This is a genomic window from Helicobacter salomonis (assembly GCF_900197775.1).
In the GTDB taxonomy this organism is placed as follows: domain Bacteria; phylum Campylobacterota; class Campylobacteria; order Campylobacterales; family Helicobacteraceae; genus Helicobacter; species Helicobacter salomonis.
This window is the reverse complement of record NZ_FZMA01000025.1, coordinates 1-15,304: the sequence shown is the minus strand read 5'-3', so window position 1 is coordinate 15,304 and position 15,304 is coordinate 1. Positions and strand designations below refer to the sequence as shown.

At 50.7% G+C, this 15,304-nt stretch carries 9 protein-coding genes and 2 pseudogenes; 4 read left to right on the top strand and 7 right to left on the bottom strand.

Annotation, left to right across the window (positions count from 1 at the left end; genetic code table 11):
- The 5 genes and pseudogenes from C6H04_RS08150 to C6H04_RS05065 all read right to left on the bottom strand — a co-directional run.
- Positions 1-204: hypothetical protein (locus C6H04_RS08150; protein ID WP_233711859.1), on the bottom strand; the 204-nt coding region annotated here is incomplete at its 3' end.
- Between the two features lie 8 nt (positions 205-212).
- Positions 213-1,277, bottom strand: a complete 1,065-nt coding sequence (locus C6H04_RS05080) for a microcin C ABC transporter permease YejB (RefSeq protein WP_104732511.1) — start codon at positions 1,275-1,277, stop codon at positions 213-215.
- Positions 1,278-3,037, bottom strand: a pseudogene (locus tag C6H04_RS05075) (extracellular solute-binding protein). It abuts the gene before it with no gap.
- Positions 3,038-3,348: 311 nt separating this feature from the next.
- Positions 3,349-4,329: a tryptophan--tRNA ligase gene (gene trpS, locus C6H04_RS05070; RefSeq protein WP_104732510.1), complete on the bottom strand. Its 981-nt coding sequence runs from the start codon at positions 4,327-4,329 to the stop codon at positions 3,349-3,351.
- Positions 4,326-5,048 carry a class I SAM-dependent methyltransferase gene (locus C6H04_RS05065; protein WP_233711858.1) on the bottom strand — a complete coding sequence of 241 codons (723 nt, stop codon included), beginning with the start codon at positions 5,046-5,048 and terminating at the stop codon, positions 4,326-4,328. The genes trpS and C6H04_RS05065 overlap by 4 nt, the downstream gene beginning before the upstream one ends.
- 55 nt (positions 5,049-5,103) lie before the next feature.
- Here C6H04_RS05065 and secG point away from each other — a divergent pair.
- The 4 genes and pseudogenes from secG to C6H04_RS05045 form a co-directional block, all read left to right on the top strand.
- Positions 5,104-5,502 (top strand): annotated as a pseudogene (secG, locus tag C6H04_RS05060) (preprotein translocase subunit SecG); the annotation flags it as partial.
- Positions 5,503-5,522: 20 nt separating this feature from the next.
- Positions 5,523-6,080 carry a ribosome recycling factor gene (frr, locus tag C6H04_RS05055; RefSeq protein ID WP_104732507.1) on the top strand — a complete coding sequence of 186 codons (558 nt, stop codon included), beginning with the start codon at positions 5,523-5,525 and terminating at the stop codon, positions 6,078-6,080.
- Positions 6,080-6,697: an orotate phosphoribosyltransferase gene (gene pyrE, locus C6H04_RS05050; RefSeq protein WP_104732506.1), complete on the top strand. Its 618-nt coding sequence runs from the start codon at positions 6,080-6,082 to the stop codon at positions 6,695-6,697. The genes frr and pyrE overlap by 1 nt, the downstream gene beginning before the upstream one ends.
- On the top strand, positions 6,687-7,109 hold the full coding sequence (locus tag C6H04_RS05045; protein WP_104695653.1) for an RDD family protein: 423 nt from the start codon (positions 6,687-6,689) through the stop codon (positions 7,107-7,109). Before pyrE ends, C6H04_RS05045 begins: the two co-directional genes overlap by 11 nt.
- Before the next feature lie 104 nt (positions 7,110-7,213).
- Here the strand turns inward: C6H04_RS05045 and C6H04_RS05040 are convergent, their stop codons facing one another.
- A complete protein-coding gene (locus C6H04_RS05040; protein ID WP_104732505.1) occupies positions 7,214-15,079 on the bottom strand; it encodes an outer membrane protein in 7,866 nt (2,621 codons plus the stop codon).
- Positions 15,080-15,112: 33 nt separating this feature from the next.
- Positions 15,113-15,304: hypothetical protein (locus C6H04_RS07915; protein WP_233710469.1), on the bottom strand; the 192-nt coding region annotated here is incomplete at its 5' end.

Genomic DNA, 15,304 nt, shown 5'->3' with positions numbered 1-15,304 from the left:
GGGCGCTGGGACAGGCGGAGGGGTTGATTCTTGTGCATGGCTAGGCGGCAGGGGTGCTTGAGGCTTTGGGGGTGGAGGTGGGGCACTCACAACGGGTTCTAGCACGCGCTGGTGTAGCTTAAACAAGATCCCCATGTAGATCCCCAGGGCTAGCAACACCCACAAACACGCCAAGCCATAGAGCTTGAACACTCTAAAACCCATCTAAACTCCTATCTTTTCTCAAAGTCAATTCTGGGGTCCACAATGCTATAGGTCAGATCGCTAATCAAATTCACCACCAAGCCCAAAAGGGTGAATATATAGAGTGAGGCAAAGACCACTGGATAATCCCGATTCACAATGCTCTCAAACCCCAGCAAACCCAGCCCATCTAAGCTAAAGATGATCTCAATGAGCAAACTCCCACTAAAAAACACCCCCAAGAATGCGCTAGGAAAACCCGCGATCACCAAGAGCATGGCATTTCTAAAGACATGCCCATAAAAAATGCGCCCCTCAGAACACCCCTTGGCACGCGCGCATAGAATGTAGAGCTTGCCCATCTCGTCTAAGAAAGAATTTTTCACCAACAGCGTGAGAGTAGCAAACCCTCCAATACTCATGCACAGCACCGGTAAAATGATATGCCATAAATAATCTTTGATCTTGCCTAGCAGACTCAAAGTTGCAAAATCATCGCTCACCAAGCCCTTTAAGGGAAAAATCTGCCAATAAGTCCCCGAGGCAAAGAGCACAATTAAAATGATGGCAAACAAAAAGGAGGGAATCGCATTGGCCACGATCACAGCCACACTGCTAGCCACATCAAAATTAGAATCATTGTGGCGAGCCTTGTAAATGCCTAAGGGAATGGAGATCAGATAGATCAGCAAGGTGCTAAAAAAGCCTAGTGAAATAGAGACGGGAAGTTTTTCCTTGATGAGGTCGATCACGCTAATTTGGCGGTAAAAACTCTGCCCAAAGTCAAAAACTAAGTACTTTTTGAGCATGTCCACATAGCGCTCTAAAATGGGCTTATCAAAACCATAGAGTTTGGTGAGCTGCGCATAGAGTGCAGCGTCCATGCCCTGCCCTCCCTTATAACGGCTCTCACTTAATTGCCTCTCTTTGAGAGAAGCCATGTTAGTCTCCTGATCATTGCTCCCACTGAGTTTGGCCATCATCTGCTCTACAGGCCCCCCCGGGGCACTTTGAATGATGAAAAAATTGATGGTGATGATTCCTAGCAAGGTTGGGATGATGAGCCAAAGCCGTTTGAGAATGTAGCGCGCCATTCAATCTCCCTTTTGTAGAGTTTTATCCCACCACAGCGTGGGTGAAAAGCCATAGGGGGGTGAAATCTTGGGCATGCCCACTTTATCCCAAAAGGCAATGCGAAAACTCGAACTATAAAGTTGGGGCACAACATAAAAGCCCCACAAGAGCACGCGATCGAGCGCGCGCACATAGGCAATCTGAGTCTCTCGATTGGGCGCGCTGATCACCCCATCGATGAGCTTGTCAACCACGGGATTAGCAATCCCAGAATAGTTACGACTCCCCGCCTGTTGTGCGCTCGCGCTCCCCCAATAATAGCGTTGCTCATTGCCCGGAAATAAAGACTCTGCGATCACTTCTGAAATCATGTCATAGTCAAATTTTTTGACCCGATTGGTGTATTGACTTACATCCACTCTTTGTACGCGCACCTCAATCCCTAAGATTTTGAGATTGCGCGCATACGCTAGAGCAAGCCTCTCCAAACCCGCACTCTTGAGCAAAATCGTGAAAGTAAAGGGTTGCTTGGTTTTGGCGTTGATGAGGCGGTTGTTAGACACCACATAACCCGCCTCTTTTAAGAGTTTTTGGGCGTATTTGAGATTTTCGCGCAAGTTTTCCCCCAGCTTAGGCGCGCCATCTGTGCGGGGTACAATGTAGGGGCTGGTGAAAATGCGTGGATCATAAGCGTCTAACTGCTTCTTGTAGCGATCTAAAATCTGCAACTCTTGGCCCTGGGGCAAAGCACTAGAGGCAAAGACAGAGTTACTAAAATAGCTGGGCGAGCGGGTGTATTGGGAGAAAAAGAGATTACGATTGGCCCATTCAAAATCAAAGGCGTAAAACAACGCTTCACGCACCCGCGCGTCTTTGAAAAGGGGTCTACGGGTATTGATAAAAAAGCCCTGCATGCCAGCGGGCAGCGCATGCTCTAAGCGCACCATGTGAATCTTGCCCTGCTCGATGCCCTTGCCCACATACCCGCGCGCCCACACCTTGGCCGTGCTCTCATAACGCCAATCGTAAGCCCCGCTTAAAAACGCCTGCAATGCCACCGAATCGTCCTTATAATACTCATAGACGAGGCGATCAAAATTATACTGACCCCTCATGGCAGGCAAATTGCGCGCCCAGTAGTGTTTATTGCGCACATAGGTGATGCGTTTGCCCACATCAAAGGATTCGATCACATAGGGGCCGCTGGAAACGGGGACAAGCAAAGGATTTTTATCAAACCCATGTTTTTCAAAAAAATGTTTGGGAATCACCTGTAACTGCCCCAAAATCAAAGGTAGTTCGGTATTCGTGGTGGTCTAAAAGTGAATTTAACATGCTGCTTATCTAGGACAATAACTTCCTTGACATCCTCATAATACTGCTTAAACACCGGGCTACCCTTCTGGGTGATGGTCTCAAAGCTGTATTTGACATCGTGTGCGGTGATGGGCACGCCATCGCTAAATTTTGCCCGCGGATCGATGCCAAAGATCACATAACTATGATCGGGGGCAACTTCGACATCATTAGCAATGAGGGCGTACTCGCTAAAGGGTTCGTCTAAACTTTGGGTGAGCAGGGTGTCATAAACTAAATCCAGTCCGCTGGCCTTGGTGCCCTTGAGCAAGAAGGGATTGAGGCTATCAAAAGTGCCAATGGCGTGGCTTTTGAGCACCCCCCCCTTAGGGGCATTGGGGTTGGCGTAATCAAAATGGGTAAAGTGATGCGCGTACTTAGCCTCACCTCCCAAATGGATATAGGGTGCACCCCATAGGGGCAAACAAGTGAGTAAAACCGTTCTTACAGACCTATAAAATCCTACAAAACCCTGCAAAATTCTACAAGGCTGGGATTTCTGCTGTATTCTTGGTTCATCCATGCCTACCATACACCTTTGGTTTTCGGGCGTTTGGCTTTTCGCATGTCCGCAAGCGTTAATTCGGCAGGAACTCTGCCTACTAAAGGCAATGCCTATTTTAGCAAAAATTGGGATTATTGGGGCAAAAATAATTCTATAAAAAATTTGTATAGTTTTATAGAATTTTATAGATTTTATCTTGCTGTTTCTAGCCCCTAGAATTTGGCGCGTCTTCATAGCAAGCCCATTAAGCGTTTAGCGCGCTGATAGGTTTGCGTGGCAATGGGTTGCACGGCCTGCAAACCCTCTTGCAAAACCCCTAACACATAATCTCGATCGCCTTGCAGGCGCGCGTAGGCCTCTCTAATGGGGCTAAAAGTTTCGACCACGACTTCAACCAATGCCTTTTTAAAATCTCCATACCCCTTGCCCTCAAATTGGGTTTCTACCTGTGCGCTGCTCTGCTGGCTCAAGAGCGCGTAGATGTTGAGCAAATTGTAAATCCCGGGGCGCTCTGGATCAAAGCACAAAGTGCCTAGGGAGTCCGTGGTTGCCTTTTTGATCTTTTTGGCGATCACATCGGGTTCATCTAAGAGAAAGAGCGCGTGCAAGGGCCCCGGGTGGGATTTACTCATCTTGACCAGCGGGTCGTCTAAGCCCATCACCCGCGCGCCTATGTTCTCAATCAAGGGTTTGGGCACTTTAAAGCACTCCCCAAAATCGCGGTTGAATTTGAGCGCGATGTCGCGCGTGAGCTCCAAATGTTGCTTTTGATCCGCGCCTACGGGCACGCAATCGCTTTGGTAGAGTAAAATGTCTGCTGCCATGAGCACGGGGTAGGTAAAAAGCCCGGCTAGAGGGCTCTTTTCCTTAGCACTCTTATCTTTAAACTGGGTCATGCGCGCTAAATCCCCCATAGACACCCCGCAATTGAGCAACCAGCACAATGCCCCATGTTCATTGATCTGACTCTGAATGAATAGTTTAGATCGCTTGGAATCGATCCCGCATGCCAGTAAGAGGGTTGCCATCTCCAGGGTCTGCTCTTGTAAAATTTTGGGGTCTTTGGGAGTGGTGATCGCATGGGCATTCACCACGCAAAAAATGCTCTCATACACATCCTGCCATGCTACCCACTGCCTGATCGCCCCTAAATAATTCCCCAAATGCACCCCCCCCGTGGGCTGAATTCCTGAAAACACGCGCTCTTTCATTCCTGTCCTTTCTGCAAACTTCCTACCAAAAACACCACTTCATAGCTCAAAGACTCATAGGGGACTTCAAAGCGCAGGGCTTTAGCCCGCTTAAAATCCAGCCCTCCGCCCAGTAGGCCCGTGTACTTGAGCTGGGCTAAAAAAGAGGCGCGACTCTCAAATGTTTGGGTGAAACGCTCCACCCATAGGCGATGTGCAAAATGCCCAAAGCGTGCGCGCAAAATTTCTAGCACCGCTGTGTCCTCTCTTAGAGGTGAGGGCGTGCCCAAAAACGCGTGCACTTCTTGTAAGCTCGCGCGGGTATGGATGGCCAGAGCGATATGGGTGCAACTGCGGGCTAATTTGGCACAGAGTGCGTCTAAATCGCGTGCCCATTGCAGCGCAGAAGCGCTAATAAGTAGAGTGCAGGGCACTATGTCCCAATTTTCAAAATTTTGACAAATCAAGCGCACGCGATTCACTCCCTTAACAACTCGCGGGTGTTCTTGTAGCATTTCTAAAGCGCGATCCACCCCAATAAACATGTCCGCGTGGATATTAAAACGGGGCAGGGCACTGAGCACACTCCCCTGCCCACAACCCAAATCCACCACACGCGCGTAGAATTGGGGCATGCACTCTTGCAACAAGCGCGTGGCGATGCGCTGTTGTGCCTGCGCATGGCGCGCGTAACTCCTAGCCATTTTGCCAAAGGAAAAACATTCACTCTCTCTTTGCACAGACGCATTTTAGTAAAAATTTGCTAAGATTGGCGTTTATGTTGATGGAGAGTATATGAGTAGCGTGTTGTTAGTGTTACAGATTATCCTAGCCGTGGTGATCGTCATCGTGGTGCTCTTGCAAAAGAGTTCGAGCATCGGGCTGGGAGCTTATAGCGGGAGCAACGAGTCGCTTTTTGGGGCTAAGGGGCCTGCTAACTTTTTAGCCAAACTCACCATGGTACTGGGTTTTTTATTTTTGAGCAATACGATCGCCTTGGGCTATCTCTACAACAAAGAATACAATCTCAGCGTGCTAGACAGCGCACCTAAAAACTCTCTAGCACCCCTTGTGCCCCCAAGTGTACCCAGTGCCCCTGGCGCACCGGCTACCCCCTCAAACACTCCTCCGGCCAACCCTTTGAGCAATCCTTTACTCAAAAACGCCCCCACACACAACCCCCTCATCCCCACTCCATAACCCTAAGGACACACATGTTAGATGGCATTTACAAACACACCAGCGAACAGATGCACAAGAGCCTGCAGGCGATGCTCAAAGACTTCACCACTCTGCGCAGCGGCAAGGTTTCTATTAATTTAGTCGAAAATGTGCGCGTGGATTACTATGGCACGCCCACACCGCTCAACCAAGTGGGTTCGATCATCGCCAGTGATGCAAGCACTCTGAGCATCACCCCCTGGGAAAAGAATTTACTCAAAGACATTGAGCGCGCCCTGCAGGAAGCCAATTTAGGGGTCAATCCCAATAATGATGGCGAGAGTGTCAAACTCTTCTTCCCCCCCATGACCTCAGAGCAACGCAAAGAGATCGCCAAGGACGCCAAGGGCATGGGCGAAAAGGCTAAGGTCGCCGTGCGCAATATCCGCCAAGACGCTAACAACCAGATCAAAAAGCTAGAAAAAGACAAGGGGATCAGCGAAGATCAGAGCAAAAAAGCCCTTGCTGAGGTGCAAAAGATCACCGATGGCGCGATCAAAAAAATCGAAGAGGCGCTTAAAGCCAAGGAAGAGGAGATTTTAAAACTCTAATGGACATTCTGCGCATTTACCAAGATTGTGGCGCGCTCTTGGAGGGGCATTTTCTACTCAGCAGTGGGAATCACTCCAATTTTTACCTACAATCGGCCAAAGTCTTAGAACAGCCCAAGCTAGCCCAGCAGCTCGCCCAAGCCCTCGCCCAAGAGATCATGCGCGCAGGGCTGAAAGTGGATTGTATATGCTCCCCAGCTTTGGGGGGGATTTTAGCTGGCTATGAGCTTGCGCGCGCGCTGGAAACACGCTTTATTTTTAGCGAGCGCGTGAACGGCGCGATGACTTTAAGGCGGGGTTTTAGTGTGAGCGCGCAGGAGAGAGTGCTCATCTGTGAAGACATCATCACCACGGGGGGTTCGGCCCTAGAGGCGGCCAGCTGTGTGCAGGCAATGGGCGCGCAGGTGGTCGCCTTTGCTAGCTTGGCTAATCGGGGCTTTTGTGCGCGCACCAATGCCCCCGCCCCTACCAACACAGGGCACGCATGCAAATTGCCCCCAAATTTGCCCTTCTTTTCTCTGGCAGATTTTAACTTTGCCATGTACGCGCCCGCGCATTGCCCCCTATGTGCCACCAGCGCACCGATCAAACCGGGCAGCCGCGGGAATGAAAAATAACATCTCACAAACCCTCTCTGCTTTACACACACCCGCACGGCTAAAAGCCTTGCTGGTGGATATTTTCATGCTCTACACCCCCCTACTCTATGTGAGCGCCTATGTCATTCTAGGCTCGGCACAGAGTTTTAGAACCCATCAAGGTGTGATTTTTGCCTGTGTGGGGGTTTATGGCTGCTTGAGCGCGCTTTTTGTGGCCTTCAGCGGACAGACCCCCGGCTGGCGCTATGCAGGTTTAAAACTTGTCGACTCCAAGAGTGGGGGTAAGGTGGGCTTTTGGCGCGCATGGGCACGCTTTGGGCTGTGGCTAGTGGTGGCCAGCACATTGGTAGGCCTCTTCATCCCCTTTTTTACACGCGACAAACGCCTCTTACACGATGTGCTCTCTGGCACCACGCTAAAATCTCTCTAATCTCAAAAAATCGTAAGGGGGAAAGCGCGCCTCAAGCGCGTGTTAGAAAACCAGAGGGCTTCAAGCCCCCACTCCTCCAATCCCCTCCAAATCTTCAAACTCGCCTAGAAGTTGTAGACATAGTTGAAGAAGACAGAGACATTGCGTTTATAGCTCACGGACTCTTCTAGGCCACTAGCAAAGGTGCCTTTGAAGTAGTAGTTCACCGCCAAAGGAATGCGCAAGCCGATCTCAAAGCCGTGGTGTTTGCTCACATTGGTTCTAAACCCGATGTTAAGAGGCACTTGGAAGTAGCTGGTGTTCATCACCGCTTTACCACCATTAGCATTGATGTCTGCCATCAAGCCCTTATAGTAGCTAGCCCCTTGTACATTCCAGGTAGAACCCGCAAGGATCAACCCAGCAAAGAGACCGCTGGTGTACTTGGCATCCTTACTCTCATAGAAGTTGTAGAGCGCATCCACCCCAGCCCCGTAAACAAAGTTGTCTAACTCGCCCGCAGACCCATCCATGAAAGTTCCGTGTTGGTAGCTGAAGTGTGCATAGTAGCGCAAGCCCCAGCGTTTCTTTTTGCCAAAGAATTGCTTATACCCAAATTGCACATCCACCCCATACATGTTACCGCTGGAATTGTTAAACACCATCTTGCGTGCTTTTGGGGCGGGGGCGTTGCTAGCCACCCCGGTAACTGAGAAACTAGCCCCATTGTCAGCATATTTCGTCTTAGCCGCATTGGCAAAGGTTAAGGCATTCTGGATGGCTTTAAGCGCAGCGATCTTCTGGGCAGGAGTGAGCTGGCTGATATTGCCTAAGGGTGCTGCTAAGACAATCGCCTGCGTACCCCTAGTGACAGCGCGTGGATCACCCTTAGTGATGGGCTGCATATTATCGCCATTTTGATTGCCTCCACCTCCACTTGCCAAACTCTGCAAGAGTTGTTGTTGCAACCCTGTGAGCATACTGATCGCGTTGTTAATGGCTGTTTCTCCCGCGCTAAAGCTCAGACCCACACCGGTGATGGTGTCATAGAGGCTGGCAAGCGCGCTAGACACATTGCTCAAACTCTGGGCATACTGGCTTACATTGGCCAACTGCCCCTTAAGATTGTAGAGCAAGGTTTTGACATTGTAGCCCTGTGCGATCAGCATGCCACTGGCACTGGAAACATAGCTATCTACTAGATTATCATAGCCCTGAACAGTCATTGTGCCGCTTTGCACTTGAGAGAGGGCATTGTTAAGTTCAGTAACCTTACCGCTAGAACCCACAAGTCCGCTCAAGGCTTGGGCGGCAGGGTTAGCTGCAATAGCCTTGTCGATCGCCGTCATTTTGCCCTGCTGGGTGGCTAAATTGCCTAGCAAGGTTTTGATGGCTGCCACCACCGCCGGACTCAAGGAAGTCTTAGGCAGACTAGAGATCGCTGTCCCATCTAATGTAGCAGAACCATTGAGCTTTCTAAGTAAGTTATTCAAGCTCAAGGTGTTGTTCACGGCTGCTTGTAAAATATCTTGCGCGCTAGTGCCATTGCTCCCAGAGTTAAGCAGGGGTGCAAGCTTGCTAAGAGCCGTTGTATAGGCAGCCGCTTGGCTAATGGCACTGTTAGCCGCCGTGTCAGTGAGGCTTTGCATAGCACTGTTTACAGCTGCCTTGCTCCAGTTGGTGGCGTAGGTCCCAAAGCTATTCACTACATCCTGTGCCGCTTGGAAGAGCGTTTGAGCTAAGGCAGGGTTTTTTGCAGCTGCGCTACTAAGATTACTAAGGACGGTGGCAACATCGGTAGCGCTACTGATCACGCCAGCCCCACTAAGCCCAAGCAGCGTATTGATTCCACTATACCCCCCCGCGTTATTGATGACCTGTGCGGCTACTAGAGCGGTGATCTGTTCAGCAGGGGCTTGGCCGGCTACAGCGGCTGCCTGAGTAGCAGCTGTAGCGCTATTACTCAAACCTGTGCCAGTAGCATTCAAAAGTGTAGCAAAGGGGGTGGTGCTGTTAGAACTCCCATTGACACTGACATACCCTAGCACTGCCTGGGTGGGGCTAACAGCTGGAGCGGTGGAGCTCGTGGAGGTGGTGGCAATCGCCCCATTACTCACATCAAAGGGCGCAGCGACTTGCTTAACCCCATTGAGCAAGGTCTGCATGGCTTGCAACCAACCTGCTGCATTTGCGCCGGTATTAGCAGCTACCCAGCCAGCTAACCCAGCAGTCCCACTATCCTTCAACGCGCTATTAGCCGTTAGGTAGGCTTGATTCGCCTTGTGAGCGGCACTGATCATAGTTTGCAGTGCAGAGGCACTATAGAGGACATTAGCACCTTTATTAGCTCCAGCTGGGACGGCAGCGTAGTCTTTTGAGCTGGTGTTCAACAAGCCGTTGATCGCACCTAAAGTTGTAGAACCGGGGTCAGCAGTAGTGAGTGCAATGTCCTTAAGGGCGGTCATGATGGCTTCCGCTTTGGAAGCATCGAGTGTTGCTACCACGCCACTACCCACCACTGAGGTGATGGCAGGTCCTAAAGCAGCGAGTATCGTGGTTCCAGCCCCAGTGATGACAGTAGTTCCATTCAAGTAGGGCTTAAGGGTTGCATTGGCCTCTACTTGGGTGATCAAGCCCTCCAACAAGAGTGGTGCCTCGACATTGGAGATCTTTGTGATGTTCGTAGCAGGATCGGCATTCTTTAAGGAACTATACACTCCTGTGCCACTTAGTGCCGTACTCCCCAAAGCGGTGGTTACTGCAGCAAGCTGTGTATTGAGAGCACTGATGTTTGTGGCCAGTGTAGCTATATTGGCATTGATCGTGGCGGCATTGCCAACACCGATGCTAAACAATCCATTGGCGGTGGTAAAAGCTGTTGCTGCATTGGCAGTGCTATTTGCTATATTGTTTTGCAACCACCATACATCTTGCATGACCTGTAAGGGGCTTGTTTTTCCACTAGCAGCAGGGACACCACTGACAGTTTGTTGCCCAGCCAAATCACCTGCAGTTACATTGGTAAAGTTAGAAGTGGTGGACAAGCCCAACCCCGTAGCTGCAAAATTTTGCGCTAACCCGCCTCCACTGCTGGTGGAGGGGCGTGAATAGGCGTTCATCAAATTACCAAAGGAAGTGGTAAGCGCGCTAGCATCTCCGCTATCTTGCCCGGGGGCAAAAGCAGAGATGAGGCTATTAACCGCGCCCAACGCATTACCCATTTGGGTGGCAATTTGGGTGCTATAAGAGATGCCCGGGATAAATGCCCCTGTCGCACCATTAAGCCCATTGATGAGATCATTCCAATCAGAGATGTTGGTGAGATCTGCTGTTACATCGGCGATGGTGCTACTATAAGTCCCGCTAAGGGTGTAGGTGGAGGGGACGGCCGTGGCAGTGGCGTTACTAATAGAGGTGGAAACGGCTTGATTGAAGAGTCCTGTATTCGCGGTGGCCCCCGTGCCGCTAGTGAGCAAACCTTTAAGCGCACCTTGGTAACTCGCAGAGTTGGTGAGGTAGTTTTTCTCCATCAAGAGCGCGTAGGGGTTTTTATTGATGGCGGTTTGGATTTGGCTTTGCAAGCCCTCAAGGTATTGCAAACGATTCACCAAAGTTTGGAGCTGGTTGAGGCCAACTATCTTGTCAGTAGCATAGGTGTTGGTCATAGAAATGCTAGCGGGTTTACCCTTGCTACCAGCAGGGCTATCATTATTAGGAACAGCAAGCGTGCCAAAATTCTTGTTCGCGCTGGCGTAATTGACCACTTCGCTAGCGATGCTCGCCCCCTTGCCATTGGTTAAGTTGTTGAGCAAGGCCAAGTTATGGTTGTAGGCGTTCAAGGCTTGGATGAATTTTTGCGCGTTAGCAGAGGTCTGATCGCTGGTGTTCAAGTAATTCAAAAGTTGCCCATAGGCATTGGCTGCGCTTTGGGCTGCTAGGTAGGCGGCTGCATTTCCACCCCCCGCTGTGGTGTCTAAAAGCCCCGTAGTAGAAGAGATTGTACCCGTACCCGTGCCTGCTAAGGCGTTGTTGGCTTTGTTCAAAGCGATCCCATTTTGGATCATCTGGGCGACCCCCGCGGCGTTAAACCCAGAGGTGGTAGAACCCGGATTAAGGGCACTCTTGGAGTTGGCATCCCCAGTTACCCCACTAGTCGCCCCGCTGATAATGCCATAGAGGGCTTGCACGGGGGTTTGCGTGCCACCATTAAGAGTAGTGGCTTGTGCTAAGGCGTGGAAAGACTTCCAAATCTGGCTAGGATCGATCGTGCCCGTGGTGAGATCGGCGATAGCAGAGGCGACATTAGCATAGTTGTTAGCAGTGGGATCGGAGCTAGAAATATTCTGCAAAGTCTGTATTAGGGCTGAGAGTTGCACCCCGGGTTTAAGGGAACTAACTAAATACGCGCCTTGAGTAGCTATGTTAGAAACGAGACTTGTCCCAGTCTGAACAGAAATCGTAAAAGCAGACTGATAGTTAGAAGAGGTGGAGCCACTGCTCTCCACCACATTACCTAACAAGTTAGTCAAGGTGCTGAAATTCTGCAGGTTAGTAAGATAATCTGTGGCGTTAGTACTCACAATGCTATTGACTGTCGCATTGGCGATACCGGTATTAGCGTTGTTATTGCCCAAGGAGCCTGTAGTGCTCAAGTTATAAGCAGTGTTTGCAGCGGTGTTACCAGCGGCGTGAAAGAAGGTGGGGTTAGCTGCCCAGAGCTTGCCTACCGCGCTGTTGAGCGCACTCAAGGCTGTGAGCGCGTTGCTGGTAGTGCTACCACTAGCAGTCCCAAACACTTGTTGGAAGGTGTCCCCACTAGCCAAGAAACTAGAAATGCCATTGAGCTCAGTGGCGATGGTATTGACCGCGGCATTAGCCAAGCCCAAATTTTGGGGCACGCTTACATTATAGATCAGGCTTTGCAAGCTCCCACTTGCTATGTTGCCTAGATTTAAGGACTGCCCAACATTACCTGAATTATACTGACCCCCCCCTACGCTGTTAGTCCCATACCCATAATAGACCTGATAGTCGTTGCGGATATTTTGCAAAGTGGTGCTGAGCGCGCTCGAGTCAATAGTGCCATTTTCAAATTGTTTGGCGATGCTAGGTCCTAGCAAAGAGAGGTCTTTCATCAACTGGGGAGCATTGCTGACTAAATCTTTAAAGGCTTGAGTGCTGGGCACAGCGGATATGTCGCTATCAGCATTTTTTGCAACCCCAAAGGGTGTAACACCCCCTGCAGCAGAGGAACTCAACAAAGCCGTGATATTTTGGATGGCTGCAGACATGTTGGAGTTACCTGCGCTGGCTGCGGGCTCTGCAAAGGCATTGGCTAGGCTGATGAGTTGGTTAACACCAGCAATGGTGCTTGAAGAGCCATTAGTGATCAAAGAGGCAGCCTGCCCTAGAGAACCAGCAACGGCACCGGCCGCAATTAGCGTAGTTACCGTAGCATTACTAGCGCTCGCAAGCGTTGTATTACTATTGGCAATAGAGGCTTGTAAAAACGCGCCCACATTGGCGGCTGTGATCTTTTCCCCTGCGCTCAAACCCACTGCCTTCAAAAGTGCCGTTTGGGTTGCGTTTGGGGAACCTATAATTGTCAGGCCCGCAGTCGCTACCTTGTCAATGTTAGTGTTCAAAGTGCTGAAAGTGTTGATGGCAGTGCTCAAAGTGCCACCTGAAGTGTAACCGGAAACTTGAGAGATGGCTTCCAATGCCCCGATCCCAGCAGCGATCTGCTCGGGGGTGGCTGAGGGGTTGAAAGTGCCAGAAGACACCCCAGAGAGGTTGGCGGTTACTTGCGCGTTACTAAGCCCGGTGAGATTGAAACTTGTGTTGAGCAAGCCTGAGATCGCCTTCCTGGTTTGGGCGATCAAGCCATTTTGGGATACCTGCGCGCCTAGGGCATTGTTTAGGTAAGTGAGCGCGCTAGCTTGGGCTTGCTGATTGCCCACCCCACTTTGGGGCGCGGTGATCGCCCCCACATAGGTGCTGAGCAGATCCTGAGAGTAAAAGATCGCCTTGATATTATTCAAGGTTTGCGCGGGAGCATTGGTACTCAAATCCCCACTACCACTCGTGTCAGCTGCGTTGTTGATCCCGGCATTGAGAATATTAGTGATATTAGTGGAGCTAGAGAGCATAGCTTTAAGGGCACTGGCATTGCTGCTGTAGTTGAGCGCGGGACTCAAGATACTAGCAATATTGCCAGCTAGAGCCCTGACATAGTTCGTCTGGTTAGCCGCACCCGCCGTGGTCCAAGACTGGGCATAGGTGGCTCCACTTGGCGCATAAGGGTATTTGGTTGTTGGGCTGGTACCAATGGGATCAGCATTACCCGCCTTGACACTGGAACTCGCGATATTGGTTGTTGGAGTGTAGTCGGGGCTGGCAGAAACGGTGAGCCCAGCACTCTTGAGCACATTAACCAAGGCTTGATAGGGGCTGGTGTCTCCCCCATTGAAGACTTTGGCGATAGCAGCCGCACTGCCATTATCAATGGTTCCTGTTACACCAAGGTAGCTATTGATTTGGAGCACATTTGCGATGGCTGCCCCCGCGCTAGAAGCCCCCGTTGCTCCTTGCAATGCGGAAAGGGTGTTAACACGGTTGGCAGGGGTGGCATTGGGGGTGAAAGTGCCCACCCCGGTGCCAGCATCAAAAGTCACGCTACCCCCCGTAGTGAGAGCGGCGTAAGCCTGGTAGACGGCAGCGTAAGCGTTGGGGTTAACCAAGCCTTGCAACGCGCTAGCCACTTGGGAAAGAGAAGGCGCAGTTCCGGCACTGACATGCATGCCAGAGAGCGCGCTGATCACATCGTTTATAGTATTTGGAGCATTGGTGATAGAGTTGACATTGAGCGTGTCGTTAGCAATAGTTTGGAGCTGGGTAAGATAATTGACTGCTGTGCCAGCACCACTCCCATTATTACCGGTGAGTGCCCCAACGACCGTGGAAAACCCATTACTCAAAGTAGCACCACCAGAGATACCCCCACTCGCACTTACAAGGCTATTGATACCATTATAGGCTTCTAATTTGCCCAGATTGCCACCATCAAAGCTATAGGGGTTAGTGCCCACCCCTTTAGTGATAAGGTTCCCCGTAAGAGTGTTGATGGCATTGAGATCGCTTAGCGTAAAGCCACTGGTGGCAGTCCCACCTAGAGCTGCGAGTAGAGCTGTTCCTGCTCCTTGGATGCTAGAAAAGGCGGTGTCATAGTAGGCGTTGTAGGTGCTAAGGGTGGGGGAACTCAAGTTATTGGCACTGAGTGCGCCCGCGATGCTTTGGATATTGCCATAGATTGTGCCAAGCAAAGTATTAGCACTGGCAACACTGACTCCGTTAGCTAGCTGGCTAGAGGTGAGATTACCCCCACCAGAGGCGGTGTAATAGATATTGTTGGTCACCGCGGTGCCCGGATTTAAGATGTTGTCTGTCCCGTTGAGAAGCCCGCTAAAGGCTAGGCGGTTGGTGTAGCCGATGGTGGCCATGTTGCGATCGGCACTGAGCAAGCCCCCCAATTTGGGGAAGTCGTAGATATTGTAAAAAGTGTTGTCCCTCCAGGCGTAGTTATTGAGCAATCCGTATTGCCCATAGAGGTTGTAGTTATTGCTACCCCCAGTACCGTGGGGGAAAGGGTTATTGACATTGCCATTTCCAAAGGGACCGCTACCAGAGCCATTGGCAGAGCCATTGGTACTATCGACTCCAGAACCCTTGAGGGGTGTGCTGGCTCCTAGGGAGTAGATACCCGCAGGGGTGCCACTATCCCAGCTGACACCAGCACCGGAGTTGGTGTAGCCATTGAACTGCCCCATGTCAGTACCAGAGTTAGAGAGCTGGTAGCTACCCCCAAGCAACCCGGAAATGGAGTTGACGACATTGATGACATCCACTTCTGTGGCATCCAAAGAGGGGACGAAGTTGAAACAGGCGGCTAAAGCCACACTAAGCGAGCGTTTATAAGAAGAAAAAAGTTTCACGAAACTCCTTTGATATTGTGTGCGGTGTAGAAACTAGGGGATGTCAATAGTGCTAGAAGGGTTGGGCGTGAGGGCAGAAGTGTTCGCACTTCCCTGACCGGGCAAGACAATATTGCCATTGGTCATAGGCTCCAAGTTGTAGGCATTTTTACCAGGCACAAAAAGGGGACCTTGGGGCATACCACTATTACTTCCTGTTGCCTTCGTCATATTCGAATACTGAAA